Source organism: Pseudomonas sp. R151218B TE3479, from assembly GCF_053629195.1.
Genome location: NZ_JBRJHV010000001.1, coordinates 2,510,077 through 2,533,879, shown reverse-complemented (window position 1 = coordinate 2,533,879; position 23,803 = coordinate 2,510,077). Strand labels below are relative to the sequence as shown.

General features: G+C 61.6%; 24 protein-coding genes. 7 read left to right on the top strand and 17 right to left on the bottom strand.

Going from position 1 to position 23,803, the window contains the following annotated elements:
* Nucleotides 1-450: 450 nt before the first annotated feature.
* Nucleotides 451-597: a hypothetical protein gene (locus tag AB7M32_RS11360; RefSeq protein ID WP_170866878.1), complete on the bottom strand. Its 147-nt coding sequence runs from the start codon at nt 595-597 to the stop codon at nt 451-453.
* A gap of 176 nt (nt 598-773) precedes the next feature.
* Between AB7M32_RS11360 and AB7M32_RS11355 the strand changes: the two genes are divergently transcribed.
* Entirely contained in the window at nt 774-1,178 is a 405-nt protein-coding gene (locus AB7M32_RS11355; protein ID WP_025212333.1) for a low affinity iron permease family protein, read from the top strand.
* 47 nt (nt 1,179-1,225) lie between these two features.
* On the opposite strand, the gene AB7M32_RS11350 is transcribed toward AB7M32_RS11355, so the two are convergent.
* From AB7M32_RS11350 to fos, 4 genes are all read right to left on the bottom strand, one after another.
* On the bottom strand, nt 1,226-2,134 hold the full coding sequence (locus tag AB7M32_RS11350) for an SDR family oxidoreductase (RefSeq protein ID WP_025212332.1): 909 nt from the start codon (nt 2,132-2,134) through the stop codon (nt 1,226-1,228).
* Between the two features lie 79 nt (nt 2,135-2,213).
* Entirely contained in the window at nt 2,214-2,717 is a 504-nt protein-coding gene (locus AB7M32_RS11345) for a DUF4142 domain-containing protein (RefSeq protein ID WP_454249945.1), read from the bottom strand.
* 346 nt (nt 2,718-3,063) lie between these two features.
* The gene (locus AB7M32_RS11340; protein WP_454249944.1) at nt 3,064-4,413 is read right to left on the bottom strand and encodes a diguanylate cyclase domain-containing protein; all 1,350 of its coding nucleotides are present in this window, start codon (nt 4,411-4,413) and stop codon (nt 3,064-3,066) included.
* A 175-nt stretch (nt 4,414-4,588) separates the two neighbouring features.
* The gene (fos, locus tag AB7M32_RS11335; RefSeq protein WP_454249943.1) at nt 4,589-5,005 is read right to left on the bottom strand and encodes a fosfomycin resistance glutathione transferase; all 417 of its coding nucleotides are present in this window, start codon (nt 5,003-5,005) and stop codon (nt 4,589-4,591) included.
* 257 nt (nt 5,006-5,262) lie between these two features.
* Between fos and AB7M32_RS11330 the strand changes: the two genes are divergently transcribed.
* Together AB7M32_RS11330 and AB7M32_RS11325 are read left to right on the top strand one after the other, a co-directional pair.
* Nucleotides 5,263-6,498 (top strand): aminotransferase class I/II-fold pyridoxal phosphate-dependent enzyme, encoded by a 1,236-nt coding sequence (locus AB7M32_RS11330; protein WP_454249942.1) that lies wholly within the window; start codon nt 5,263-5,265, stop codon nt 6,496-6,498.
* Between the two features lie 13 nt (nt 6,499-6,511).
* Nucleotides 6,512-7,675, top strand: coding sequence for an MFS transporter (locus AB7M32_RS11325; protein WP_454249941.1), 1,164 nt, complete (start codon nt 6,512-6,514; stop codon nt 7,673-7,675).
* On the opposite strand, the gene yiaY is transcribed toward AB7M32_RS11325, so the two are convergent.
* Nucleotides 7,672-8,820, bottom strand: a complete 1,149-nt coding sequence (yiaY, locus tag AB7M32_RS11320; RefSeq protein WP_454249940.1) for an L-threonine dehydrogenase — start codon at nt 8,818-8,820, stop codon at nt 7,672-7,674. The two genes, AB7M32_RS11325 and yiaY, sit on opposite strands and share 4 nt — an antisense overlap.
* A 140-nt stretch (nt 8,821-8,960) precedes the next feature.
* On the opposite strand from yiaY, the gene AB7M32_RS11315 reads away from it, so the two are divergent.
* A complete protein-coding gene (locus AB7M32_RS11315) occupies nt 8,961-9,980 on the top strand; it encodes a DUF4917 family protein (protein WP_454249939.1) in 1,020 nt (339 codons plus the stop codon).
* Between the two features lie 111 nt (nt 9,981-10,091).
* Here the strand turns inward: AB7M32_RS11315 and AB7M32_RS11310 are convergent, their stop codons facing one another.
* From AB7M32_RS11310 to AB7M32_RS11285, 6 genes are all read right to left on the bottom strand, one after another.
* Nucleotides 10,092-10,436, bottom strand: a complete 345-nt coding sequence (locus AB7M32_RS11310) for a YegP family protein (RefSeq protein ID WP_454249938.1) — start codon at nt 10,434-10,436, stop codon at nt 10,092-10,094.
* A gap of 72 nt (nt 10,437-10,508) precedes the next feature.
* A complete protein-coding gene (locus tag AB7M32_RS11305; protein ID WP_072412099.1) occupies nt 10,509-11,090 on the bottom strand; it encodes a DJ-1/PfpI family protein in 582 nt (193 codons plus the stop codon).
* A 224-nt stretch (nt 11,091-11,314) separates the two neighbouring features.
* The gene (locus AB7M32_RS11300) at nt 11,315-12,529 is read right to left on the bottom strand and encodes a class I SAM-dependent methyltransferase (protein WP_454249937.1); all 1,215 of its coding nucleotides are present in this window, start codon (nt 12,527-12,529) and stop codon (nt 11,315-11,317) included.
* A gap of 254 nt (nt 12,530-12,783) precedes the next feature.
* Entirely contained in the window at nt 12,784-13,401 is a 618-nt protein-coding gene (locus AB7M32_RS11295) for a TPM domain-containing protein (RefSeq protein ID WP_454249936.1), read from the bottom strand.
* 34 nt (nt 13,402-13,435) lie between these two features.
* The gene (locus AB7M32_RS11290; RefSeq protein ID WP_454249935.1) at nt 13,436-14,191 is read right to left on the bottom strand and encodes a TPM domain-containing protein; all 756 of its coding nucleotides are present in this window, start codon (nt 14,189-14,191) and stop codon (nt 13,436-13,438) included.
* Nucleotides 14,192-14,314: 123 nt separating this feature from the next.
* On the bottom strand, nt 14,315-14,923 hold the full coding sequence (locus tag AB7M32_RS11285; RefSeq protein ID WP_454249934.1) for a LemA family protein: 609 nt from the start codon (nt 14,921-14,923) through the stop codon (nt 14,315-14,317).
* A gap of 251 nt (nt 14,924-15,174) precedes the next feature.
* Here AB7M32_RS11285 and bglX point away from each other — a divergent pair, with 251 nt between their 5' ends.
* Nucleotides 15,175-17,466, top strand: a complete 2,292-nt coding sequence (gene bglX, locus AB7M32_RS11280; RefSeq protein ID WP_454249933.1) for a beta-glucosidase BglX — start codon at nt 15,175-15,177, stop codon at nt 17,464-17,466.
* A gap of 134 nt (nt 17,467-17,600) precedes the next feature.
* On the opposite strand, the gene AB7M32_RS11275 is transcribed toward bglX, so the two are convergent.
* The 5 genes from AB7M32_RS11275 to AB7M32_RS11255 form a co-directional block, all read right to left on the bottom strand.
* Complete coding sequence (locus tag AB7M32_RS11275) at nt 17,601-18,758, bottom strand: phospholipase D-like domain-containing protein (protein ID WP_454249932.1); 1,158 nt, start codon at nt 18,756-18,758, stop codon at nt 17,601-17,603.
* 1 nt (nt 18,759) lies between these two features.
* The gene (locus AB7M32_RS11270; RefSeq protein WP_060738805.1) at nt 18,760-19,350 is read right to left on the bottom strand and encodes a YceI family protein; all 591 of its coding nucleotides are present in this window, start codon (nt 19,348-19,350) and stop codon (nt 18,760-18,762) included.
* Nucleotides 19,351-19,585: 235 nt separating this feature from the next.
* On the bottom strand, nt 19,586-19,897 hold the full coding sequence (locus tag AB7M32_RS11265) for an amidase (RefSeq protein WP_454249931.1): 312 nt from the start codon (nt 19,895-19,897) through the stop codon (nt 19,586-19,588).
* Complete coding sequence (locus AB7M32_RS11260) at nt 19,894-20,988, bottom strand: serine hydrolase domain-containing protein (RefSeq protein WP_454249930.1); 1,095 nt, start codon at nt 20,986-20,988, stop codon at nt 19,894-19,896. Before AB7M32_RS11260 ends, AB7M32_RS11265 begins: the two co-directional genes overlap by 4 nt.
* Nucleotides 20,989-21,168: 180 nt before the next feature.
* Nucleotides 21,169-22,041: an acyl-CoA dehydrogenase gene (locus tag AB7M32_RS11255; RefSeq protein ID WP_454249929.1), complete on the bottom strand. Its 873-nt coding sequence runs from the start codon at nt 22,039-22,041 to the stop codon at nt 21,169-21,171.
* 146 nt (nt 22,042-22,187) lie between these two features.
* Between AB7M32_RS11255 and olsB the strand changes: the two genes are divergently transcribed.
* Nucleotides 22,188-22,943 (top strand): L-ornithine N(alpha)-acyltransferase, encoded by a 756-nt coding sequence (olsB, locus tag AB7M32_RS11250; protein WP_092204386.1) that lies wholly within the window; start codon nt 22,188-22,190, stop codon nt 22,941-22,943.
* A complete protein-coding gene (locus tag AB7M32_RS11245; protein ID WP_454249928.1) occupies nt 22,943-23,737 on the top strand; it encodes a lysophospholipid acyltransferase family protein in 795 nt (264 codons plus the stop codon). The genes olsB and AB7M32_RS11245 overlap by 1 nt, the downstream gene beginning before the upstream one ends.
* Nucleotides 23,738-23,803 lie beyond the last annotated feature (66 nt).

Below are 23,803 nucleotides of genomic sequence, written 5' to 3'. Positions count from 1 at the left end.
CTGCGATGTTTTTCGGCTGTGGCAAGTGAAGCTTGAGCCGACATTTCGTCCAGAAAAATAGGTGAGTAAGGTGTCATTTATTGAATTTCAGGTACGACATAACCGCCCGATTTAAAAAAACGGGATAGGTTTGATTTTTTTACGATCAATTGCGTGCTGGCGCAGCCGATCCATGCTGAGCTCCATCAAGGCCCTTCTTCCCATTGGGGGAAGTTAACTGGGCACTGAGCGTCCTTGCGTGAGTGATAGCACGACAATATCTCTTTACACAAGAGGTCCGGTACCTAGGGCGTGCTGCTGACGTCCTAATGGCGGTGAACGTATGTGGGAGCGAGCTTGCTCGCGATACCGTCCTGTCAGCCAACATGGATACTGCTGATCTGGCGCGATCGCGAGCAAGCTCGCTCCCACAGAGGTTTTGCAATCACTCCTCAGATGGCTGCGGGCCGTCTATTTCTTCTCCGCCCCGGACTCCTGCATCTGCACCGAAGACTTGGTGCCATCGGTGTTGTCCTTGGTCTCGTTATCCGAGTTGTCGAAACAGCCTTGCAGGGCGAACAAGCAGCAGGCGAGGCAAAAAGTGCGGGCGAGATTCATGATGTACTCCGATGCCGAGGGCTTTCAGGAGTGACCTGCGAGAGCGGCAATGGTTGCGCCTGTCATCGTGCCGGACGATGAACGTCGACGGAGGTTGGCGACTGAAATGTAAGTAGAATTTTCATCGCTTCGTTGCTGTCACACCAGACAGGTGCATCTAATAAGGAAACACGGCAATGACGTTCGCAAAAATCGCTCAAAAACTGGCCCTCTGGGCGGGGAGCCCCAAGACATTCCTGGGGGCCATCGTGTTGTTGGCACTGTGGGCAGCCAGCGGACCTTTCTTCGGTTTCAACGACACCTGGCAATTGATCATCAACACCTCGACCACCATCATCACCTTCCTCATGGTGTTCCTGATCCAGAACACGCAAAACCGCGATACAGACATTCTGCACCTGAAGATCGATGAGTTGTTGCGAGCGACCAAGGAGGCACAAAACGCGATGCTCGGACTCGAATCCCTGGACCTCAAGCAACTGGAGGCGTTGAGGAAGCACTACCAAGCCATGGGCAACGACGAGGTCAAAAGCCTTGAAGGCCTGGAAGCGAAAAGCAAGATCGACCTGAACCAGTGCTGAGAGATGCGCGAGTGGGTGACATGCCACTCGCGCGCTTCGGTAAAATATCAGGGCAGCGGATTACCGCCCGTCACGCCAAACACTTCCCCAGTGATGTAGCTCGACTCCTGAGATGCCAGCAATACATAGAGCGGCGCACATTCGGCCGGTTGGCCTGGACGTTTCATCGGCACCTGGGCGCCAAAGGTGGGAATTTTCTCCTGCGGTTGGCCGCCACTGGGTTGCAGCACGGTCCAGATCGGCCCCGGTGCCACGGCATTGACCCGGATACCTTTGCTGATGACCTGCCCGGCCAGCGCCTTGGTGAACGCGACGATGGCCGCTTTGGTGGTGGCGTAGTCCAACAGCGTCGCGGACGGGTCGTAGGATTGGATCGATGCGGTATTGATGATGGTCGCCCCCGCCGGCATCAGCGGCACCGCTGCCTTGCAGATCCAGAACATCGCATAGATGTTGGTTTTCATGGTGTCGTCGAATTGCGCAGTGGTGATGTCGGCAATGTCTTTTTGCGCTTCCTGCTTACCGGCAACGTTCACCACAATATCCAGGCCGCCCAATTGCTCGTGGGCACTCTTTACCAATTGCACACAAAAGGTTTCGTCCTTGAGGTCGCCGGGAATCGCAATCGCCTTGCGGCCTTCGGCTTCGATCAGTTCGATGACCTGACGCGCATCCCGCTCTTCGCTGGGCAAGTAGTTGATCGCGACATCCGCGCCCTCGCGGGCATAAGCGATGGCGGCGGCACGACCGATGCCTGAGTCACCACCGGTGACCAGGGCCTTGCGTCCTTCCAGGCGTCCGAAGCCCTGGTAACTTTTTTCACCATGATCGGGCTTGGGCACCATGTCCTGGTCAATACCCGGCGGCGACTGCGGCTGGTCAGGAAAGGGTGGACGCGGATACTGGGTCAGTGGGTTCTGCATCGCGTATTGGTTGGGTTCTCGGCGTGTGGACATCGAGTTTCTCCTTTTCGGCGGGCAAAATCAGCCGGGACGCTGACGCCCCGGTCCTGAATGTAAAAACAGATGCGGCAGATCAACGGCTGGCCTGCAGTGCCCTGGCCATTTCGAGATGGGTCTGCAACTTGGGCAGGGTTTCGTCAGCGAAGGCCTTGATCTCTGGCACTTCGGTGGTCTGGGCCTGCTGCTGGATTTGCGCGATGGCCTCCTCGGTAGCCTTGACCTGGGTGGCGGCATACGCGGCTTCGAACGACTCGCCTTCCTTGACCTGTGGCATCAAGGCCTTGGCCTTGTCGGCCACTTCCTCACGAGGCGCGACAGGCAAGTCGAGCTTTTTGGCGATCTTCGCCAGATGTTGATTGGCAGTGGTGCGGTCGTTGATCACCATAATGGTGTAGTCCTTGACCTCCCTGGTTTCGGCTTTTCCGTGGGCCATGCGACTTGTCTCGATGTCGGCCATGCCCTTGGCGGAAGCATCGTTGATGAATTCGGCAGGCGATTGGGCCCAGGCACTGTTGGCACCCAGGCCCATCAGCACGACGAGACTGGTGGTGCGAAAAAAGCTGGCCATACGGCTCATGGTCGCGCCCTCCTCTGATATAAAGTTCTGGTGGGTTATCCACCGTTGAATCAGAACCAGCCATGAAAATTCAGCGAGACGTCCGACCCGGCTTTCGGCCAATTTCGGCTTTCCACGGGTTTTTATCGACGATCGTGATGGTGGTTCTCCCACTTTTGCGACCTGTTTCGGACACCTTCGTTCGATCGTGAGCAATGTTTGTCGGATAAACATTGCTTGAACCAGGCATGGTTCAGCCCTCCATATTCGTGAGTACCGGGCACGCAGGCCCTGTCTTGTATTCGAATGGGATACGAGCTGAAGGTTTGAGAAAGGTACTGGCGCCACGACGAACGGTGACGCGCTATCAAATACCAGACATCTGGTGATTTTGGCGTTTGGCGGCGTACATCGCCTCGTCGGCGTGGCGGAACAGCGCGACATCTTCAGTGCCATGGTCGGGAAAACAGGCCACGCCGATGCTCGGCTCGATGCTCAGGCAGTGCCCGTCCAGACGCAGCGGCTGGGCCAGTGCGTGGTGGATTTTTTCCTGCACGCTGTGGGCATCCTCCAAGGCCTGAATGCTGTGCAGCAGGACCACGAACTCGTCTCCGCCGATGCGCGCCACGGTGTCGGTGTCGCGGATACAGCCCTTGATACGATTGGCCACCGCCTGTAACAGCATGTCGCCCACTCCGTGGCCATAGGTGTCGTTGATCTGTTTGAAACGGTCCAGGTCGATATACAGCAAAGCCATGCGCCCTGATGCGGCGCGGGCGGTCGCCAGTGCGCACTTGAAACGTTCACGGAGCAATTCGCGGTTGGGCACCTGGGTCAACTGATCGTACTGAGCCATGTGCTGCAACCGGGCGTGCAACTGCTTGCGCTCGATGGCAATGGTGATCTGTGCGCAGACGTATTGCAGCAGTTCCTTGTCCTGTTCGGTGTAGCGCTCGTTGTCCGGCGCGCTCTTGACGATCAACGCGCCAATCGTGCCACTCTGCGAATTCAGCGGCACGCCCAGCCAACACGGCGCGTCCGGTTGCGCCATCAGGTCGTCGAACCCCGCTGGCAGCGAAGTGCCACCGGGCGTCAGCAGGATCGGCTGGCCGCTGCGAATCACCTCGGCGCACAAACGCCCGGTGACCGTGCCCGGCAACTCTGGCTGCCCTTCCCGATCATCGACGTGATAGGGGAAATTCAGCTGCGAACATTGTTCGTCATACAGCGCCACCGAGAAATTCAGCGCCGGCAGCCACTCGCCGATAATCAGGTGGATGCGCTTGAACAACGCCAGCAAGTCAGCCGCGGCATGGGCCGCCTCGGAAATCGCATACAACGCCGCCTGCCGGGATTCGGCCTGCTTGCGTTCTGTGATGTCCCGGGCCACGGCGATGCGCAGTTGGTCCACCGGCGACCAGCGCGCCGACCACAGGATGTGTACCACCCGCCCATCCTTGCGCAGGTAGCGATTCTCGAAATTGAGCTTGGGCTCGCCCTCCATGATCTCCCGCGCCGCCTCGAGGGTCCGCTGGCGGTCGGCAGGGTGCACCAGATCGATCATCGCCTGGCCGATCAGCTCCTGCGGGGTGTAGCCGAAAATGCGCTCGCAGGCGGCACTGACAAACACGAAACGCCCTTGACCGTCGACGGCACACACGGCATCCAGCAGAAGGTCGATGTAGCTGGCCAGCGGCGCGGAACTTGAAGTGTCCATGGGGCTGGAGGTCATCCGGATAATGCAGCGGTGAGCGAAGCGGGCGATGGTCAGTTCGTGACGCTGTACAACGAGCGAGACCCAGGCGTCCAATACCGATGAGGATAGCGCAGGCGATCAGACTTAAGGGGATGAAACGCTTGGCAGGCGCTGCCCCTCGGCTCGACACAGCCCATCACGGCTCCGTAAAAAACACCATGCCGGCATACGGTGCCTGTCGACAGGCCTTCAGCCGCGACGCCAGGTCGCCCACATGGGCTTCCAGCTTGTACCCGTCCGGGTCGAGAAAGTAGAACGAATCACCCTCGCTGCGGTTGTCTCGCCACGACGGCACCTGGGCCGCGTTCAGCCGCGCCACCAGCACGGGAAAATGCTCGGCGCTGATGCTGAATGCGTAATGGGTGTAGTCCGCGGTCGGCTCAGGCCTGCGCAACGGGTCGAGAGACAGGCATAACCAGAAACCCGGCAGCGACAAATACGCCCCGCTGTTCCACTTGGCCTCAAGACGCAACTGCAAGAGCTCGCCATAAAAAACCACACTGCGATCCAGATCGGTGACGGCAAGGGTCAGATGATTGAGGCCTGAGAGCATCAGCAAGCAACCTTCAGAAAAGAGTGATAACCCAGCGGGCTTGGGGAAAATCCGTGGTGTTCCCGAGCTCCGACAGCGTCGATGGATTCCCCGGCCAGGGTCCTAGGCAAAGTCTTACGTAGAACTCTCCAGTGACACTCAAACACGCCGGAAACAGCCGATTCAAAGCCCTGCACAACAATCTGTAAAGTCTGGAAACACACCACTATCGCAACACCCCACGGACAGCACCATTAACCAAGGAATGTAATCGCGCCATGGACCAGACTGCTCAACCACCTCATTACTTCACCAACTACCGCAAGCTCATTTCCCTCGCTGACCAGGATTGGCAGGGCACCGAGGCCGGAAAAATCTCAGGGCTGAATGTCGAGGTCAAGACACCCAATGTGCTGGTCGACCAATACGGTCGGACCTTTCATCACTTCTGTACCACGTCCTACCTGGGCCTGGACTATCACCCCGCGTTGCTGGACGGCGCCATGACCGCCCTGTGGGAAACCGGGACCCTGCGGGTCGCCAACTCAAGGAATCGCTGCAAGCTGGCGATCCTGGACCAGTACGAAAGCCAATTGTCGGAGCTGTTCGGCGCCAGTTGCCTCAGTGCCCTGTCCTGCAGTGCGGCAAGCGCGGGGATCCTGCCGTTGCTGGCCAGCGGTGCATTCACCCACCATCGCGTGCCCGTCATGGTGTTCGACAAACATGCCCATTATTCGATGAACCACAGCAAGGCCGCCTGCGCCGATGAAACCCAGGTCATCACCTGCCCGCACAACGACATGGATTTCCTTGAAGACGTGTGCAAACGTCAGCGCGATGTGGCGTATGTGGCCGACGGCGCCTACAGCATGGGCGGGATGGCGGACCTGGACAGCCTGATGTATCTCAAGCAGCGCTATGGCTTGTTTCTTTACCTGGACGATTCCCACGCCCTGTCTGCCGTCGGGGAATCCGGCGCCGGCCTGGTGCGCTCGCGCATCCCGGCGGTGGACGAGCGCACCCTGATCGTTGCCTCCCTGGCCAAGTCATTCGGCGCCAGTGGCGGGCTGGTCATGTTTGGCTGTGAACGGCATAAGGCGCTGGTGCAGCGCTACGGTGGGCCGAGCAATTGGTCCCAGAGCCTGAACGCGGCGGCCATTGGTGCCGGCATGGCGTCGATCCGCCTGCACCGCAGCCGCGAATTCAATGCCTTGCAGGAGCGTTTGCAGGCTAATATCCGCCTCTTCGACAGCCTCGTGCGGACCGGACAGCGCGGCACCCCCATGGCGATCCGTATGGTGCCTTGCGGTGAAGCGGCCCTGGCCAACAGCCTGGCGGTCGAACTGGCCGAACGGGGGTATTTCACCTCGGCGGTATTTTTTCCCGTGGTGCCGCAAGGCAAGGCTGCCATTCGCATTACCCTGCGCGCCGACATGGAGCCGGACGTGATTCGCTCGTTTTGCGAAAAGATCACCGAACTGCTGCTGACCCACGGGCGTGACCTCCGCCCTTGAGACAAGACGCTCGATGAAAAACCGTACAACCCTGATCCTCACCTGCACCACCGTTTTCCTGGCACAACTGGGCATGAGCATCTACTTGCCGGCCCTGCCCGGCATCGCCCGGGATCTGGGTGCCGATGCGTCCCTGGTTTCCTGGGGCCTGTCGGTGTACCTGGTCGGCATGGCGCTGCCCATGTTGCTGTGGGGCAGCCTGAGCCAGCGCTTGGGGCGCAAGCCGGTCTTGCTGGCCGCACTGGGGTTGTATGGCCTGGGCAACCTGGCCCTGCCGTTGGGCACAACCGTGGAGGCGTTCCTGACGCTCAGGTTGATTCAGGGCATCGGTGCCAGCGGTATTTCGGTGATGGCGCGGGTCTTGATTCGCGACAGTTTCAGCGGCGACCTGTTGGCCAAGGCCCTGTCCTGGATATCGATTGCTTTTGTGATTGCCCTCGGTATCGGCCAATACCTGGGCTCGTTGATCCAGGCCGCTTTCGGCTGGGAGGCGATTTTCCATGGTCTGGGCGCCGTCAGCCTGGCCATGGCAGCGGCGGTGTCCCAGGCCAGGTTCCCGATGTTGGTGCACGCCGGCAATGGGCAATCGGCGTGGAGGATCTACGGGCAGATATTCCGGCAACGCGCGTTCCTGCTGCCGGCCATGGCCGGTGGGCTGGGTTACGGCGTGATCGTCGCCTTCAATACCGCCGCCCCGCTGATCCTGCAGGAAAGCTTCCACTGGTCGGCCATCGAGTACGGCCTGCTGGGCTGGCCGATCAGTGCGGCGTACCTGCTCGGGGCGCTGGTGGTGAACGCGTTTGTGCTGCGCACCGGTCAACGGCGAATGATGGGCTGGGGCATCGCGCTGGTGCTGGGCGGCAGCATGACCATGCTGGCAGGCAGCCTTACCCTGAGCAGCATCGCGCTGCTCTTCTGGCTGCCGTATTGCTTCGCGGTGTTTGGCCAATCGTTGATCTACCCCATCAGCCTGTCCCTGGCCAACGAAGGCTCACCGGTGGCCGGCGCTTATGCCATGGCGTTGAGCGGGTTCCTGCATCAACTGATGGCCTCGGTGATCGGCGCCATGGCCAGCCTGTTGTTGAACCAACAGGCCTGGCCGTTGGCGGCGTTGTGCGCGCTGCTGGGGGCGGCGGCGATGCTCTGTGTGAGGTTCGTGCCGCCCCGGGTCGCTTAGAACGCGCTGCGGAAAATCTCTTCGATCTGCCGCTGGTCCGCCGCCCGTGGGTTGGTCAGGCCGCACGCGTCTTTCAAGGCGTTGGCGGCCAGCAACGGCACGTCGTTGAGGCGCACGCCCAAGTCACGCAAACCGGCCGGAATGTCCACGTCATGGGCCAGGCTGCGGATCGTCGCAATAGCGCTCCGTGCGCCCTCTTCCGGGCTGAAGCCACGTGTATCGGCGCCCATGGCATGGGCCACGTCGCTCAGGCGAGCGGCGCATACCGAGGCGTTGAAGCTCTGTACATGGGGCAACAACACCGCGTTGCACACCCCGTGAGGCAAGTCGTAAAAACCACCCAGTTGATGGGCCATGGCGTGCACGAAACCCAACGACGCATTGTTGAATGCCATCCCCGCGAGAAACTGCGCGTAGGCCATGTTTTCCCGCGCCACCAGATCGTTGCCGTCGCGCACGGCCAGGCGCAGGTTGTTGCTGATCAGGGTAATGGCCTTCAGGGCGCAGGCATCGGTAATCGGATTGGCGGCAGTGGATACATAAGCCTCGATCGCGTGGGTCAGCGCGTCCATGCCGGTGGCGGCCGTCAGGCCCTTGGGCATCGCCACCATCAGCGCCGGGTCGTTCACCGACATCAGCGGGGTCACATTGCGATCGACAATCGCCATTTTCACGTGGCGTGTCTCGTCGGTGATGATGCAAAAGCGGGTCATTTCGCTGGCGGTGCCAGCCGTGGTGTTGATGGCGATCAGCGGCAATTGCGGCTTGCTCGAACGGTCGACGCCTTCATAGTCACGGATCTGCCCGCCGTTGGTGGCGCACAACGCGATTCCCTTGGCGCAGTCGTGGGGGGAACCGCCGCCCAGGGACACCACGAAATCGCACCGGCTCTCCATCAACAAACCCAGCCCGAGCTCGACATTGGCAATGCTCGGGTTGGGCTTGGCACCGTCGAAAACCACTGAATCGATGTCCTGCAGCGCCAACAGTTCGGCCACCTTGCTAGCGACGCCGGCCTTGGCCAGCCCCACGTCGGTGACGATCAGCGCCTTGCGAAAGCCGTAGTTGCGGATGGCGGTCATCGCTTCATCCAGGCAACCGAGCCCCATGATGTTCACCGCGGGAATGAAAAAAGTACTGCTCATGGGGTCACACTCCTGGTAGAGGCCGGATCGGCAGGACCTACAGAATGACCCAGTAGTCACGACGCATCTTGATCTGGCTCAAGACTGGGGCGTGATAAAGTCGCGGCCTGCCTTTGCCATGTTTTGAGATGATCCTTGCGATGACCGATTTCCAGGAATACGACACCCGGCTCGAAGACTGGGAGGCCGTGCGCGCCGATACCGCCTTCAGCGGCCTGCTGGTGGGCAATGGGGCCAGCCGCGCGGTGTGGGACGATTTCGGCTATGACTCGCTGTTCGAAAACGCCCGCACTGTCGAGGAGAAACCCTTGAGCCCGTCGGAACTGAGCGTATTCGACGCGATGCAGACCCGCAGTTTCGAACAGGTACTCGGGGCGCTGAAAACCACCAGTCGGGTCAACAAGGCCCTGGCCGTCAGCTCCGCCGCCCCGCGTAACCGCTATTACGCGATCAAGGAAGCGCTGATCAACACCGTGCACGCGGTGCACATCCCATGGCGGCTGGTGCAAGCGTCGACCCTGGCGACGCTCAACCAGGAGTTGAGCCGCTACCGCACGGTGTTCACCACCAACTACGACCTGCTCAACTACTGGGCGATCCAGCATGGGGCCGAGACCATCAGCGACTTGTTCTTCGGCGATGATCACAGTTTCGACCTGAGCCAGGTGACCACGGACAAACCGCGCTTGCTGTACCTGCACGGCGGCCTGCACCTGGTGCGCAACCAGGACGGCACGGCGCGCAAGCTCACGTCCACCGAAGGCACCTTGCTGGGCAGTTTCGCCATCAACAACACGATCAAGACCCTCGACGACGTGCCGCTGTTCGTCAATGAAGGCCCCAGTGCCGACAAGCTCAAGACCATTCGCAGCAGCGATTACCTGTCGTTCTGCTACGACCAGTTGCTGCGCCATGGCGACAACCTGTGCCTGTTCGGCCATGCCCTGGGCGAGCAGGACCGGCACATCGTCCATGCCCTGCGCCTGGCCGCACCGAAAACCGTGGCGATTTCGATCTATCCCCGCAGCCAGGCGTTCATCCAGCATCAGAAGCGCCATTACGCCAAGGTATTCCAGGGGCTGGAGGTGCAATTGCGCTTCTTCGATGCCAAGAGCCATCCGCTGGGCGATCCGGCGCTGTCGGTGCCGGTGGAGGTCTAGGGTAAGTCAGCATTGGGCATGACTATTTGGATCGGAAACAGGGTGGACTTGTGGCGAGGGGATAAATCCCCTCGCCACAAAGACCTCGCTACTGCATCTGTCGGTTTGCCGTCAGAGCGCAGCCACGGTCTTGTCCTTGATGACCGTCGTCGGTCCGTTGGCCTTGACGCTGGCGATGCCTTTGTCCCGGGCAGCGTCCGATGAATATGCCTCACTGCTGCCAATCACTTCATGGTTGCCAGCCTTGAGGTTGAAGTACGGATGGCCGTCCTTGGTGTTCTTGAGTTCATAGCGCTCGGCCAACGGGCTGTTTTTCTGCACCGCAGCAATGCCACCGTCGACGCCACCGCGGGTGGTGTACAGCTCGCTGGTCAAGATGGTCTCGGCGTTGGCCGCCTTGAGTACAAACCGAAACTGGCCACTGCTGCTTTTGCTGATTTCGTACCATCCGGACATGATTGTTCTCCAGGCAATGAAGGGCATGCCCCGAGAGTAAAGACCCGCTGCGCTTACCTTGCCAGTGCGTTACTACAAAGTGATAGCCGTGCCCAGCAAGGTCAGGAACCCCGCCAGCCAGTTCGGGTGCGCAGGCCAGGCCGGTGCGGTCGCCAGGTTGCCCTGGACATGGCCTTCGGTCACCGGAATGTCGATATAGGTCCCGCCCGCCAGGCGTACTTCCGGCGCACACGCCGGGTAGGCGCTGCATTCGCGCCCTTCAAGGATGCCCGCCGCGGCCAGCAATTGCGCACCGTGGCACACCGCGGCGATCGGCTTGCCCGCCAGATCGAAATCACGCACCAGTTGCAGAACCGTTTCGTCCAGGCGCAAGTACTCCGGCGCACGCCCACCCGGCACCAGCAGCGCGTCATAGTCAACGGCCTGGACACTGGCAAAATCGTGATTGAGGGCAAACAAGTGCCCCGGCTTTTCGCTGTAGGTCTGGTCGCCTTCGAAATCGTGGATCGCCGTGCGCACCGTCTGCCCGGTCTTTTTGCCCGGGCACACGGCGTGTACGGTGTGACCGATCATCTGCAAGGCCTGGAATGGCACCATGACTTCATAATCTTCGACGTAATCGCCGACCAGCATCAGGATTTTCTTGGCGGCCATGGGTTGGGCTCCTTTGGAAATGCGTGAGAGGTGAACGCATTAAAGGTAGTCCGGTAAGCCGGCGGATGAGGGATAAGCGGTGATTACCTGACGGGCTGCATAAAAAGGAAGTGACAGGACAGTCTGTGGGAGCGAGCTTGCTCGCGATTCAGGCGATGGGGTCTTTCAGGCACACCGCGTCATCGTTCCATCGCGAGCAAGCTCGCTCCCACAGGGGCTCGGTGCTAGAGATAACCATCCGCCCGCAGCAGCGTTTCGAGGCAGTGCTCGGTGATGTGGTAGAAGGCCTTGAGTGCTTCGATTTTTGCCAGCAGCTCGGTGGGCTCCACAGGTTCGGCGCGCTTGACGGCCAGGATCATTTTGTTCTTGTTGGTGTGGTCCAGAGAGATGAACTCGAAGACCTTGGTCTCGTAGCCACAGGCTTCCAGGAACAACGCCCGCAAACTGTCGGTGACCATTTCCGCCTGTTGGCCCAGATGCAGGCCGTATTGCAGCATCGGCTTGAGCAAGGCCGGGCTCTGGATCTGCAGGCGGATCTGCTTGTGGCAGCACGGCGAGCACATGATGATCGAGGCCCCCGAGCGAATGCCCATGTGGATCGCGTAATCGGTGGCGATGTCGCAGGCATGCAAGGCAATCATCACATCCACCGCGCTCGGCGCCACGCTGCGCACGTCACCGTGCTGGAAACTCAGGCCCGGGTGCTCCAGCCGCGCGGCGGCTTCGTTGCACAGCTTGACCATGTCTTCGCGCAGCTCGACACCGGTCACCACGCCTTCGGCCTGCAAGGTGTTGCGCAGGTAATCGTGGATGGCGAAGGTCAGGTAGCCCTTGCCCGAACCGAAATCCGAGACTCGCACCGGTTTGTCCAGGGCCAGTGGCGAAGACGTCAGCGCGTGGCTGAAGACCTCGATGAACTTGTTGATCTGCTTCCACTTGCGCGACATCGCCGGAATCAGCTCGTGCTTGTGGTTGGTCACGCCCAGGTCGGCCAAAAATGGCCGACTCAGGTCGAGGAAGCGGCTTTTCTCGCGATTGTGCTCGGCAGACGGCACTTCCCGCAGCTGCTGGGGCTTGCTCTTGAACAGCGAGCTTTTGCCCTTTTTGCTGTACTCCAACTGCGCTTCGTCAGTGACCGCCAGCAAATGCGCGTTCTTGAACGACGCTGGCAACAACGTGGCGATGGTGTCCACGCCTTCGGCCAGCGGGAAATTCTTGGTGATGTCGCGGGTCTTGTAGCGGTAGACGAAGGACAGGCACGGCTGGTCCTTGACCGTCAGTTGCTTGATGATCAGCCGCTGGAGGTCCGCCTCATCCCCGACGTACTTGGCCAGCACCAGTTTGATGAAAGCGTTTTGTTCAAGGCTGGTGTGCAGCAGCTCGATGAACTGGGCGTGGTGATCCGGCGCGGGACGGGCTGGAGTTGCGGTGGCGGACATGGAAAAGCGGCCTCGGGGCGGGCGGATCGGGAATGCCGGTATTTTAGGGGGGATGAAGTGCGAGGGCACGGGGAAATTCATGTGGCGAGGGGATTTATCCCCGCTGGTCTGCGCAGCAGACCCAAACCAGGCAATAAGGTATCCCTGCATAACCGATTGTCGGCTTTTTTAGGGGGCCTACGGCCCAACGGGGATAAATCCCCTCGCCACAGATAAATTTCCCTCGCTACAACGGTGTCCGGCAGAAATTTATCTCAGCCCAGCACCACCAACCGATTCGGCAGCTCATTGCGCTCATGAGTCAGCGGCACATGTTCCTTGAGCAATTCGCCACAGGCTTGGATACACGTCACGAACCCCTGCAAGGTCTGCCCCTGGCGAACCTGCTGGGTGAACGTTGCGACGATGGCGTCCCAGCATGTGTTGTCCAGGTGTTTGGAAATGCCTTCATCAACGAGGATTTCCACATACCGCTCGGCCTCGCAGACAAAGATCAGCACGCCCGTGCTGCCCACGGTGTGGTGCAGGTTTTGCTCGAGAAACTGCCGGCGTGCCAGGTTGGAGGCCCGCCAGTGACGCACGGAACGGGGGATCAGGTGGGTGGTGATCCTTGGGATGCGAAACACCAGGCACAACACGATGAAACTGACCCACTGCACCAGCAACAGGCTGTGCAGGGCCAACCAGCCGGAGAGGTAATGGACCACGCCGGGCACCACCAGCGCCAGCAGGCTCGCCCATAGCAGGGGGATGTAGGCGTAGTCGTCGGCGCGGGCGGCCAGCACCGTCACCAGTTCGGCGTCGGTATGCCGCTCGACCCGGGCGATGGCCTCGGCGACCTTGCGTTGTTCGTGTTCAGTCAGTAATGCCATGGTTAAAAGTGCCTGCTCATTCTCATTATTATTGTCACCAGCCGCCCGACGAACCGCCGCCCCCGAAACTGCCACCGCCACCGCTGAAGCCGCCACCGCCGCCTCCACCGCTGAAGCCACCCCCACCGGAGCTGCCCGAACCGCTGGAGCCACCGCGCCCGGTCGGCAGGATACCGAGCATCTGGCAGACCAATATCGTCAAAATAAACAGTATCACCAGGAAGATGAACAGCCCGGGATGGCGCTCGACAAAATCGCCCTGCTCCTGCTGTCCATTCGCACTGTAGGCCGGCGCCGGCTCGTCCAGCGGGCTGCCGCCCAGCACCACCAGCATCGCCGCGACTCCGTCGCTGATGCCTTTGTTGAAGTTGCCGGTCTTGAAGGCCGGTGTGATCACCTGGTTGATGATCACCGAGCTCTGGGCGTCGGTCAGGCGATCCTCCAGGCCGTAACCCACTTCGATGCGCAGTTTACGGTCATCCCGGGCGACGATCAGCAGCGCGCCGTTGTTTTTATCCTTCTGCCCGATGCCCCAGTGGCGTCCCAGTTGATAGCCGAAATCTTCGATGCTGCTGCCTTGCAGGTCCGCCAGGGTCACGACCACCACCTGTTCGCCGGTCGCCTGTTCATGGGCCTTGAGCTGCGTCTCCAGTTGCGCGCGCACCGAAGGGTCGAGCATCTGGGCGGTGTCCACCACTCGCCCGGTCAGCGCAGGAAACTTCAATTCGGCCTGTGCCGTGACTGCAAACACCCAGAGCAACAGCACCAGGCCAATTTTCAACACTCGCATCGCAACTCCTGTGTGGGAGCGAGCTTGCTCGCGATAGCGGTGGGTCAGCTTGCAGCAATGCTGAATGTGCCGCCGCCATCGCGAGCAAGCTCGCTCCCACAACGCTTCAAACTGCCGGATTGATCAAAACTTCACTTCAGGGGCTTTTTCGGCATTGGAGCTGGTGGCCTCAAAGGTTTCGCGGATCGGCAGGTCGCTGTACATCACGCTGTGCCACAGGCGGCCCGGAAACGTGCGGATCTCGGTGTTGTATTTCTGCACCGCCAGGATGAAGTCGCGGCGTGCCACGGCAATGCGGTTCTCGGTGCCTTCGAGCTGCGATTGCAACGCCAGGAAATTCTGGTTGGCCTTGAGGTCCGGATACCGCTCGGACACCACCATCAGCCGGCTCAACGCGCCTGTCAACTGGTCCTGGGCCTGTTGGAACTGCTTGAGTTTTTCCGGGTTGTCCAAGGTACTGGCGTCCACCTGGATCGATGTGGCCTTGGCCCGCGCCTCGATCACCGCGGTCAGGGTTTCCTGCTCGTGCTGGGCGTAGCCCTTGACGGTTTCCACCAGGTTGGGAATCAGGTCGGCGCGACGCTGGTACTGGTTCTGCACCTGGCCCCAGGCGGCCTTGGCCTGTTCGTCCAGGGTCGGGATGTTATTGATGCCGCAACCGGCCAGCAGCGTGGTGAGCAGCATCAAGGCCAGTATCGGCAGGCTGCGAAGGTGGTTCAGTTGTGGGTTCATTGGATAAAGCGCTCCCTGGCATGACATTGGAAAAACCCGGCCACCTATCTCACTGGCGTCTGGGGCATAATCAGCCGCCGCACTGGATTGAAACGGGTCGATGGGCTAAAAGATGCGCGGTGCGAAACTAAGTTCAGCCCATTGGGCTCGAAAGTGTGCTGTATTTGACCGAACAACAATAGCCGCTCCTCACATTTTGGCTGACCGGCGTGTCCTGATCACCGCCCTTTAGGCTTGCGAGAAAACTATTCATGAAGAAGCTGTGTTTGCTGGGCCTGTTTGTCAGTCTGGCCAGTCACTCCGTATTTGCCGACAACTTGCCCGCCCCCATAGAGAACAAGGACGCCTTCATCAGCAACCTGATGAAGCAGATGACCCTCGAAGAGAAGATCGGCCAATTGCGCCTGATCAGCATCGGCCCGGAAATGCCCCGGGAGATGATTCGCAAGGAAATCGCCGCCGGCAACATCGGCGGCACGTTCAACTCCATCACCCGCGATGAGAACCGTCCGATGCAGGACGCGGCCATGCGCAGCCGGTTGAAGATCCCGATGTTCTTCGCCTATGACGTGATCCACGGCCACCGCACGATTTTCCCGATTCCCCTGGCCCTGGCCTCGAGCTGGGACATGGACGCCATCTACCACTCCGGGCGCATTGCAGCGCAGGAAGCCGCGGCCGATAGCCTGGACATTACCTTCGCGCCCATGGTCGACATTTCCCGCGACCCACGTTGGGGCCGGACCTCCGAAGGTTTCGGCGAGGACACCTATCTGGTGTCACGCATCGCCGGGGTGATGGTCAAGGCATTCCAGGGCAACGGCGCCAACGCGGCCGACAGCATCATGGCCAGCGTCAAGCACTTCGCCCTCTACGGCGCAGTGGAAGGCGGCCGGGACTACAACACCGTGGACATGAGTCCGCTGAAAATGTACCAGGACTACCTGCCCCCCTACCGCGCCGCCATCGACGCCGGAGCCGGCGGGGTGATGGTCGCGCTGAACTCCATCAACGGCGTGCCCGCCACCGCCAACACCTGGCTGATGAACGACCTGCTGCGCAAGGAATGGGGCTTCAAGGGCCTGGCGGTCAGTGACCATGGCGCCATCTTCGAACTGATCAAGCACGGCGTCGCCAAGGACGGTCGTGAAGCGGCGAAGCTGGCGATCAAGGCCGGCATCGACATGAGCATGAACGACTCGCTCTACGGTAAGGAACTGCCCGGGCTGCTCAAGGCCGGCGAGATCGAACAGAGCGACATCGACAACGCCGTGCGCGAAGTGCTCGCGGCCAAGTACGACATGGGCCTGTTCAAGGACCCGTACCTGCGCATCGGCAAGGCCGAGGACGACCCGGCGGACACCTATGCCGAAAGCCGCCTGCACCGCGCCGATGCCCGTGACGTGGCACGCCGCAGCCTGGTCCTGCTGGAAAACCGCAACCAGACCCTGCCCCTGAAGAAGACCGCGAAGATCGCCCTGGTCGGCCCGCTGGCCAAGGCACCGATCGACATGATGGGCAGTTGGGCCGCGGCCGGGCGCCCTGCGCAATCGGTCACGCTGTTCGATGGCATGACCCGCGCCCTGGGGACCGAGTCGAAGCTGATCTACGCCCGTGGCGCCAACATCACCGGCGACAAGAAGGTGCTCGACTACCTGAACTTCCTCAACTTCGACGCCCCGGAAGTGGTGGATGACCCGCGCTCGGCCCAGGTATTGATCGACGAAGCGGTGCAAGCCGCCAAGCAAGCCGATGTGGTGGTGGCCGCCGTGGGTGAGTCCCGTGGCATGTCCCATGAGTCGTCGAGCCGTACCGAACTGAACATCCCGGCCAGCCAACGCGAGCTGATCAAGGCCCTGAAGGCCACCGGCAAGCCGCTGGTGCTGGTGCTGATGAATGGCCGTCCGCTGTCGTTGCTGGAAGAAAAGCAACAGGCCGACGCGATCCTGGAAACCTGGTTCAGCGGCACCGAAGGTGGCAACGCCATCGCGGACGTGCTGTTCGGCGACTACAACCCGTCGGGCAAGCTGCCGATCACCTTCCCACGCTCGGTGGGACAGATTCCGACCTACTACAACCACCTGAGCATTGGCCGGCCGTTCACACCGGGCAAGCCGGGCAACTACACCTCGCAGTATTTCGATGACACCACCGGCCCGCTCTATCCGTTCGGCTACGGCCTGAGTTACACCGAGTTCAGCCTGTCGGACATGGCCCTGTCATCGACCACGCTGAACAAGACCGGCAAGCTCGATGCCAGCGTGACCCTGGAAAACACCGGCAAGCGTGACGGCGAAACCGTGGTGCAGTTGTACATCCAGGACGTGACCGGCTCGATCATTCGCCCGGTGAAAGAGCTGAAGAACTTCCGCAAGGTGATGCTCAAGGCCGGCGAGAAGAAAGTCATCCACTTCACCATCACCGAAGAGGACCTGAAGTTCTACAACGCTCAACTCAAGTACGCGGCTGAACCGGGCAAGTTCAACGTGCAGATCGGCCTGGATTCCCAGGACGTGAAGCAGCAGAGTTTTGAGTTGCTCTGACCTTCAGAACAATTTGATCCTCCCGGTGGGAGCGAGCTTGCTCGCGATAGCGTCAGATCAGCCGCATCGATATCGACTGACACTCCGCTATCGCGAGCAAGCTCGCTCCCACAGTCGTGTCTGGGGTGTGCGGCCTAGCCCCGCCGATCCAGCAGATTCACCACCACCCGATCCACCAACCCCCACACCCGCTGCTTGAACCGCTTCCACAGCGGTCGGCGCTGCCAGGCGTCGAGGCTGACTTGCAGGCTCTGGGCGAAATCCCGCTCGAAACTGGCCGCTACGGCGCTGCTGAGCCCGGAATCCAGGGCCTCCAGATTGGCTTCCAGGTTGAAGCGCAGGTTCCAGTGATCGAAATTGCAGGAGCCGATGCTGACCCAATCATCCACCAACACCATCTTCAGGTGCAGGAAACACGGCTGGTACTCGAAAATCTGCACGCCGGCCCTGAGCAATCGCGGGTAGTAACGGTGCCCGGCGTAGCGCACGGACGGATGATCGGTGCGCGGGCCGGTCAGCAGCAGGCGCACGTCGATGCCCCGGGCGGCGGCCTTGCGCAGGGAACGGCGCACGTTCCAGGTCGGCAGGAAATACGGCGTCGCCATCCAGATGCGCTTCTGCCCACTGTTCAACGCCCGGGACAGCGATTGCAGGATGTCGCGGTGCTGGCGGGCGTCGGCATACGCCACCCGGCCCATGCCTTCGCCCACCGGCGGGACGCGAGGCAGGCGCGGCAAGCCGAAATTGGAGGCTGGCTTCCAGGCCCGTCGATGACGGTTGGCGAGCCACTGGCGGTCGAACAGCAACTGCCAGTCGAGCACCAGCGGGCCGACGATTTCCACCATCACCTCATGCCAGTCGCTGTGATCGTCGAGAGGGTTCCAGAATTCATCGGTCACCCCGGTGCCACCGACCACGGCCAAGCGCTGGTCCACCAAGAGCAGCTTGCGGTGATCCCGATAAAGGTTGCGCACCCAGCGGCGCCAACTCAGGCGATTGTAGAAACGCAACTCCACCCCGGCCTCGGTCAGGCGCTTGCGCAGGGCCAGGGTAAACGCCAGGCTGCCATAGTCATCGAACAGGCAGCGCACGCGAACGCCCCGCTCGGCGGCCTGGACCAGTGCCTGGACCATCGCCTCGGCGCAGGCCCCCGCCTCCACCAGGTACAGCTCCAGCTCGACCTGCTCCTGGGCACGGGCGATTTCCACCAGCATGCGTGGGAAGAACTGTGGGCCGTCGATCAACAGCTCGAAGCGATTGCCGTCACGCCAGGGAAAGACTGGGCCGCTCATGTCAGCGCGCCGTGAAGATCAGCACCGCATTCACCGGCACCGACAGGCTGATGGCCGACAGCCCGGCCAGGTTGCGCAGCTTTTCCAGACCCGGCGCCAGATCGAAATCCGCCGCGTTGAGCACCACCGGCTCCAAGGTCACCACTTGGAAGCGGCGTTCATCCAGGCGCGTCGCCAGCAGTTCGACGGGGTACTCATGCTGCTTGCCGTGCAGGTTCACCGTCAGCGGCAGGCGCAACTCCAACTGCGCGCCGTTGGCCAGGTCCTGGATCGGCGCCAGGTCAATCTTGGCGGTAACGGTGGCTTCGGCGAATTGCTTGATCTGGAACAACTCGGCGCGCATGCGCTCGTCCCGCAGGGGGATGCCGCTGTTGATGGATTCCAGCTCCACTTCCAGGCGCGCCAGGCCGTCGGGCTGGACTTGGCCGTGCAGCACCAGGAAACGCTGGACCTCGGAAACGTTGCCGTTTTTGCTGCTGATAAACGACAACCGCGACGACTCGCCGTCCAGGTACCAGTCGGCCTGGGCCGGCAGCGCTGCGCAGGCCAGCAGCAAGCTGGCGACCGCGTGAGGGAAAAACCGCTTGAACATACACACTCGGGGGGCAGATAAACCTGTGGCGAACCTTAACCGGGCCGAGGGCGCTTGCAAACAGTCTGTTTCAACAACGGTACCTGCTCACCACATAACACCGTGGCGAGGGAGCTTGCTCCCGCTGGGCTGCGGAGCAGCCCCAAGATCGCGACAGGTTAAAGAATTTGCGAGCGCTGCGCACCCGAGCGGGAGCAAGCTCCCTCGCCACAACAGTGGTCGTTGCAGGCCAATCTCAAGGCTCCAACCGACACCCCTGCCGCTCTCCCAACCATTGCGCACTGTTGCTGCGCCCCAACCCGCTGACGGTGATGCGCTTGGCTTCAACAGTCTCGAGAAAAGCGCTGGTGGGCACTGACTGCTTCACATAACCCCGGCAATACTCGGCCGGTTGCTGCATCACATAGCGGCACGAGCAGTACTCCTTGGCGGTGTAGGCACTGATGATGTCGGGAAAGGCCCGCAATGCCACCCGCTCCAGCCAGACCCAACTGAGCAGGACAATAAGTAGCACCGACAGCAAGGTAAAAAAGGTTTTGCGCTTCATGGCTGCCCCTTCCCGGCGAACGCCGCCATGGCGCGCTTGAGCAGCTCGTTATGGCGATAGCTCCCGTCGCGGTCGTCGCCGTAGCGCACGATCACCAGTCTGGCGCTGGGGATGACGTACAGCGCCTGGCCCCAATGGCCCAGCGCGGCGAAGGTATCCGGCGGCGCATCGGGCCAGGGGTGGAGCTCCGGATCGACACCGCGGTTGAGCCACCAGTGCCCGCCCGGCACGGCTTCGTCCTGGCCGGCCTGGAAGTGCACGAACGGTTCGCGGCTGAACGCGACCCAATCCTTGGGGATCAGTTGCCGTTCGCCCCAGCGGCCGTCCCGTTGCATCAACAACCCGACACGCGCCAGGTCCCGAGCCGTGAGGTAGGCATAGGACGATCCCACGAACGTGCCGCTGACGTCGGTTTCCCAGGTAGCGTGGCGGATGCCCAGGGGCTCGAACAGGGCCGTCCAGGGATAATCGGGATAACGTGCCGCACCGACGATGTTTTTCAGGGCCGCCGCCAACAGGTTGCTGTCACCGCTGGAATAACGAAACGCCTGCCCCGGGGGGCTGAAGCTTTCATGCCGCGCGGTAAACGCCGCCATGTCATGACGCCCGCGGGTATAGAGCATCGCCACCACCGATGACTTGAGCGGCGCGTATTCGTAGTCCTCCTGCCAGTCCAGGCCGGACGCCCAGTGGAAAAGATCGGCCAGGGTCAGGCTCGGATGCCGGTTCAGGGGTGGGTAGTACTTGGCTGCCGGATCGTCCAGGGCAAAACGCTGTTCACCGTAGGCCACGCCGAACACCGCCGCCAGCAGGCTTTTGCTGATGGACCAGGTCAGGTGCGGGGTCTGGGCGGTGGTCGGTCCGGCATAGCGTTCATAGACCAGTCGACCATCCTGGATCACCAGCAGCGCATCGGTGCGGATGCCCTCACGGCTCGCATCGTCCCGGGGTGGGAAGGCGTATTGTTCCAGGGCTTCGATGGCCGGCCCGCTCGGAGTCGGGCCGCTTGGCCATTGCTCGCCGGGCCAGTCTTCGGCCTGGACGCTCAGGTTGAGTATCAGCAACGGGATCAGGAACCAGCCTTTGGACATGCTTGGGGCTCACAGGGTTTAACCTTCAGAGCCTATGCAGACTTGATGACAATTTGAGTGTGTGTGCCCCCTGTGGGAGCGAGTTTGCTCGCGATGGCGGAGTGTCAGCCAACATCGTTGTCGCTGATCCAGCGCTATCGCGAGCAAGCCCGCTCCCACAAGGGTTGGTCGTTTGGAGGCTTATCCCAACGCCTTGGCCAACCGCTTGGCCCGGGCCCCCGCCGCAAGGTCCATCACACCTTTATCCCGCGTCCACATCTCGCGCCAGGCCGCAGGCCCGGCGGCCAGGGCAGCGTCGAGTTCGCCGTCGAGCCCCTGGAACTGGGCGAACAACCCGCCCAGCAGCACATGCCCGGCAGAGCTGGAAGGGTTGTGGCGACTCACCTCCGCGCAGCCGGCAAGCAACGCCAGCAGGCGCAGTTGCAACACCTGGGGCCAGGCACATTCCTGTCCGACGCCATACAACCAGGCCGTCATCGCGCTGAGTACATAAAGGTCTTCCAGGGTGCGGAACGGTTTGACGTAGGCGTCCCAGCCATCACCGGCCAGCAACTCGCACAGCGCGCCGTCGAGCAGCACGCGGCCATGGCTGATGTCCGGCATCAGGCCCATGGCGGGGAGTTTTTCCAAGGTCACGCCGGGCTCGCCCGCATAGGCCACTGCCAGGTTCAGCCGTGGCGTTTCGCCGGGTGCTTCGCTGCGAGCGGCAATCAACAGCCACTCGGCGGCGTCGCCAGCGGTGACGAAATCCTTGCGCCCGCTCAGGCGCAAGTCGTCGAGGCGGGTTTGCATGTCCGCCGGACGCAGGCTGCGTTGTTCGGTGGCACACAAGGCGCCGAGACTCTGGGGCGCGCTCGGCCAAAGCACCCGCAGCGCCGCCTGGTACCCCACCAGGAACGCCAGCCCCGGCGTGGCCATCGACCGAGCCCCGACCACGGCCAACTCGAACGGCGTCACCGGCCCCAGGCGTTGCAACAACGCGGCATAACCTTCAGCCAGGTCCGGATAGGTGGGCAGGCGCTCGCCACGTTCGATCAGGGTGTGCCAGGGCATGAGAGGGGCTCCTTGAAGGCTGTCATATAAGCATCACCAAAGCTTCATGGCGATGACACCGGGGCTACATAGCCTGACTTTGCACAACATGGCTGCATAAAGAAAGTCGACAGGCTGCAACTGAACAGCCCGCACGGAGATTCGCTATGACCCAGATCGCCCGCATCAGCGACACCGGCAATGAACGCCGCCTGCAAGCCGAACGCCTGATCGGCGCCCACGCCTTGCAAGAAGCCCAGGCCCTGCGCTTCAACGTCTTCAGCGGCGAATTCAACGCCAAGCTCAAAGGCGCGGAAGTGGGTCTGGACATGGATGACTATGATGTTCACTGCGCCCACATCGGCGTACGCGACCTGAACACCGGCCGCCTCGTGGCGACCACGCGCCTGCTCGACCACCAGGCCGCCAGCAGCCTGGGCCGGTTCTACAGCGAAGAAGAATTCAGCCTCCACGGCCTGGTCCATCTCAAGGGCCCGATCCTGGAAATCGGCCGTACCTGCGTCGACCCGGCCTACCGCAACGGCGGCACCATCGCGGTGCTCTGGGGCGAACTGGCCGAAGTCCTGAACGAAGGCGGCTACAGCTACCTGATGGGCTGCGCGAGCATTCCGATGCAGGATGGCGGCATCCAGGCCCAGGCAATCATGCAGCGCCTGCGCGAACGCTACCTGTGCACCGAACACCTGCAAGCCGTGCCGAAAAAACCATTGCCGACCCTGGACGTGCCGTCCAACGTGATCGCCGAAATGCCACCGCTGCTCAAGGCCTACATGCGCCTGGGCGCGAAGATTTGCGGCGAGCCGTGCTGGGACGAGGACTTCCAGGTGGCCGACGTGTTCATCCTGCTCAAGCGCGACGAGCTCTGCCCGCGCTACGCCCGCCACTTCAAGGCAGCCGTGTGATGAGCCGGTTACGGGTGTACGCGCGTATCGCGCGAGTCTTGCTGGTGGTGACCCTGGGCCTGAGCATGGCCAGCGTGTTCGGCCTGTTCGAACGCCTGGGGGTTGCCAACTCGATGGTCCGTCGCCAGCGCTGGTCACGGTTCTTCATGGCGCGGCTGAGCCACGCCCTGCCCTTTTCGGTCACTGTCCACGGTCAACTGCCGCAACGGCCGATGCTGTGGGTCAGTAACCATGTGTCCTGGACCGACATCCCGTTGCTGGGCATGCTCACGCCGATGTCATTCCTGTCCAAGGCCGAAGTGCGCACCTGGCCGGTGGCCGGATGGCTGGCGGCCAAGGCCGGCAGCCTGTTTATCCGGCGCGGGTCGGGTGACAGCCAACTGATCCGCAAACAAATGAGCCGCCATCTGGAGCAGGCCCATCCGCTGCTGATGTTCCCGGAAGGCACCACCACCGATGGCCGATCCCTGCGTACCTTCCACGGTCGCTTGTTGTCGGCGGCCATCGATGCCGATGTCGCGTTGCAGCCGGTGGCGATCCGTTACCTGCGCAATGGTGAGCCGGATTCGTTGGCACCGTTCATTGGCGATGATGATCTGCTGTCGCACTTGATGCGCTTGTTCGCCAACGATCGGGGCGACGTGCACATCTATCTGCTGGAACCGATTGCCTGCCACGCCCAGGAACGCGCAGCACTGGCGTTCCAGGCGCAACAGGCGGTGCACAAGGCGTTGTTCGGGACGATTCCCGAGAAACAGCAAGCACCGATGCGGCCTGCGGCGATTGCGGCCTGACCCGGATCCCTGCGCAGCCCTCCTGTGGGAGCGAGCTTGCTTGCGATAGCGGCTTAACATTCAGCA

Coding starts and splice junctions, on each gene's coding strand:
- AB7M32_RS11360 (WP_170866878.1), bottom strand. CDS start 597: ATGAATCTCGCCCGCACTTTTTGCCTCGCCTGCTGCTTGTTCGCCCTG.
- AB7M32_RS11355 (WP_025212333.1), top strand. CDS start 774: ATGACGTTCGCAAAAATCGCTCAAAAACTGGCCCTCTGGGCGGGGAGC.
- AB7M32_RS11350 (WP_025212332.1), bottom strand. CDS start 2,134: ATGTCCACACGCCGAGAACCCAACCAATACGCGATGCAGAACCCACTG.
- AB7M32_RS11345 (WP_454249945.1), bottom strand. CDS start 2,717: ATGAGCCGTATGGCCAGCTTTTTTCGCACCACCAGTCTCGTCGTGCTG.
- AB7M32_RS11340 (WP_454249944.1), bottom strand. CDS start 4,413: ATGGACACTTCAAGTTCCGCGCCGCTGGCCAGCTACATCGACCTTCTG.
- fos (WP_454249943.1), bottom strand. CDS start 5,005: ATGCTCTCAGGCCTCAATCATCTGACCCTTGCCGTCACCGATCTGGAT.
- AB7M32_RS11330 (WP_454249942.1), top strand. CDS start 5,263: ATGGACCAGACTGCTCAACCACCTCATTACTTCACCAACTACCGCAAG.
- AB7M32_RS11325 (WP_454249941.1), top strand. CDS start 6,512: ATGAAAAACCGTACAACCCTGATCCTCACCTGCACCACCGTTTTCCTG.
- yiaY (WP_454249940.1), bottom strand. CDS start 8,820: ATGAGCAGTACTTTTTTCATTCCCGCGGTGAACATCATGGGGCTCGGT.
- AB7M32_RS11315 (WP_454249939.1), top strand. CDS start 8,961: ATGACCGATTTCCAGGAATACGACACCCGGCTCGAAGACTGGGAGGCC.
- AB7M32_RS11310 (WP_454249938.1), bottom strand. CDS start 10,436: ATGTCCGGATGGTACGAAATCAGCAAAAGCAGCAGTGGCCAGTTTCGG.
- AB7M32_RS11305 (WP_072412099.1), bottom strand. CDS start 11,090: ATGGCCGCCAAGAAAATCCTGATGCTGGTCGGCGATTACGTCGAAGAT.
- AB7M32_RS11300 (WP_454249937.1), bottom strand. CDS start 12,529: ATGTCCGCCACCGCAACTCCAGCCCGTCCCGCGCCGGATCACCACGCC.
- AB7M32_RS11295 (WP_454249936.1), bottom strand. CDS start 13,401: ATGGCATTACTGACTGAACACGAACAACGCAAGGTCGCCGAGGCCATC.
- AB7M32_RS11290 (WP_454249935.1), bottom strand. CDS start 14,191: ATGCGAGTGTTGAAAATTGGCCTGGTGCTGTTGCTCTGGGTGTTTGCA.
- AB7M32_RS11285 (WP_454249934.1), bottom strand. CDS start 14,923: ATGAACCCACAACTGAACCACCTTCGCAGCCTGCCGATACTGGCCTTG.
- bglX (WP_454249933.1), top strand. CDS start 15,175: ATGAAGAAGCTGTGTTTGCTGGGCCTGTTTGTCAGTCTGGCCAGTCAC.
- AB7M32_RS11275 (WP_454249932.1), bottom strand. CDS start 18,758: ATGAGCGGCCCAGTCTTTCCCTGGCGTGACGGCAATCGCTTCGAGCTG.
- AB7M32_RS11270 (WP_060738805.1), bottom strand. CDS start 19,350: ATGTTCAAGCGGTTTTTCCCTCACGCGGTCGCCAGCTTGCTGCTGGCC.
- AB7M32_RS11265 (WP_454249931.1), bottom strand. CDS start 19,897: ATGAAGCGCAAAACCTTTTTTACCTTGCTGTCGGTGCTACTTATTGTC.
- AB7M32_RS11260 (WP_454249930.1), bottom strand. CDS start 20,988: ATGTCCAAAGGCTGGTTCCTGATCCCGTTGCTGATACTCAACCTGAGC.
- AB7M32_RS11255 (WP_454249929.1), bottom strand. CDS start 22,041: ATGCCCTGGCACACCCTGATCGAACGTGGCGAGCGCCTGCCCACCTAT.
- olsB (WP_092204386.1), top strand. CDS start 22,188: ATGACCCAGATCGCCCGCATCAGCGACACCGGCAATGAACGCCGCCTG.
- AB7M32_RS11245 (WP_454249928.1), top strand. CDS start 22,943: ATGAGCCGGTTACGGGTGTACGCGCGTATCGCGCGAGTCTTGCTGGTG.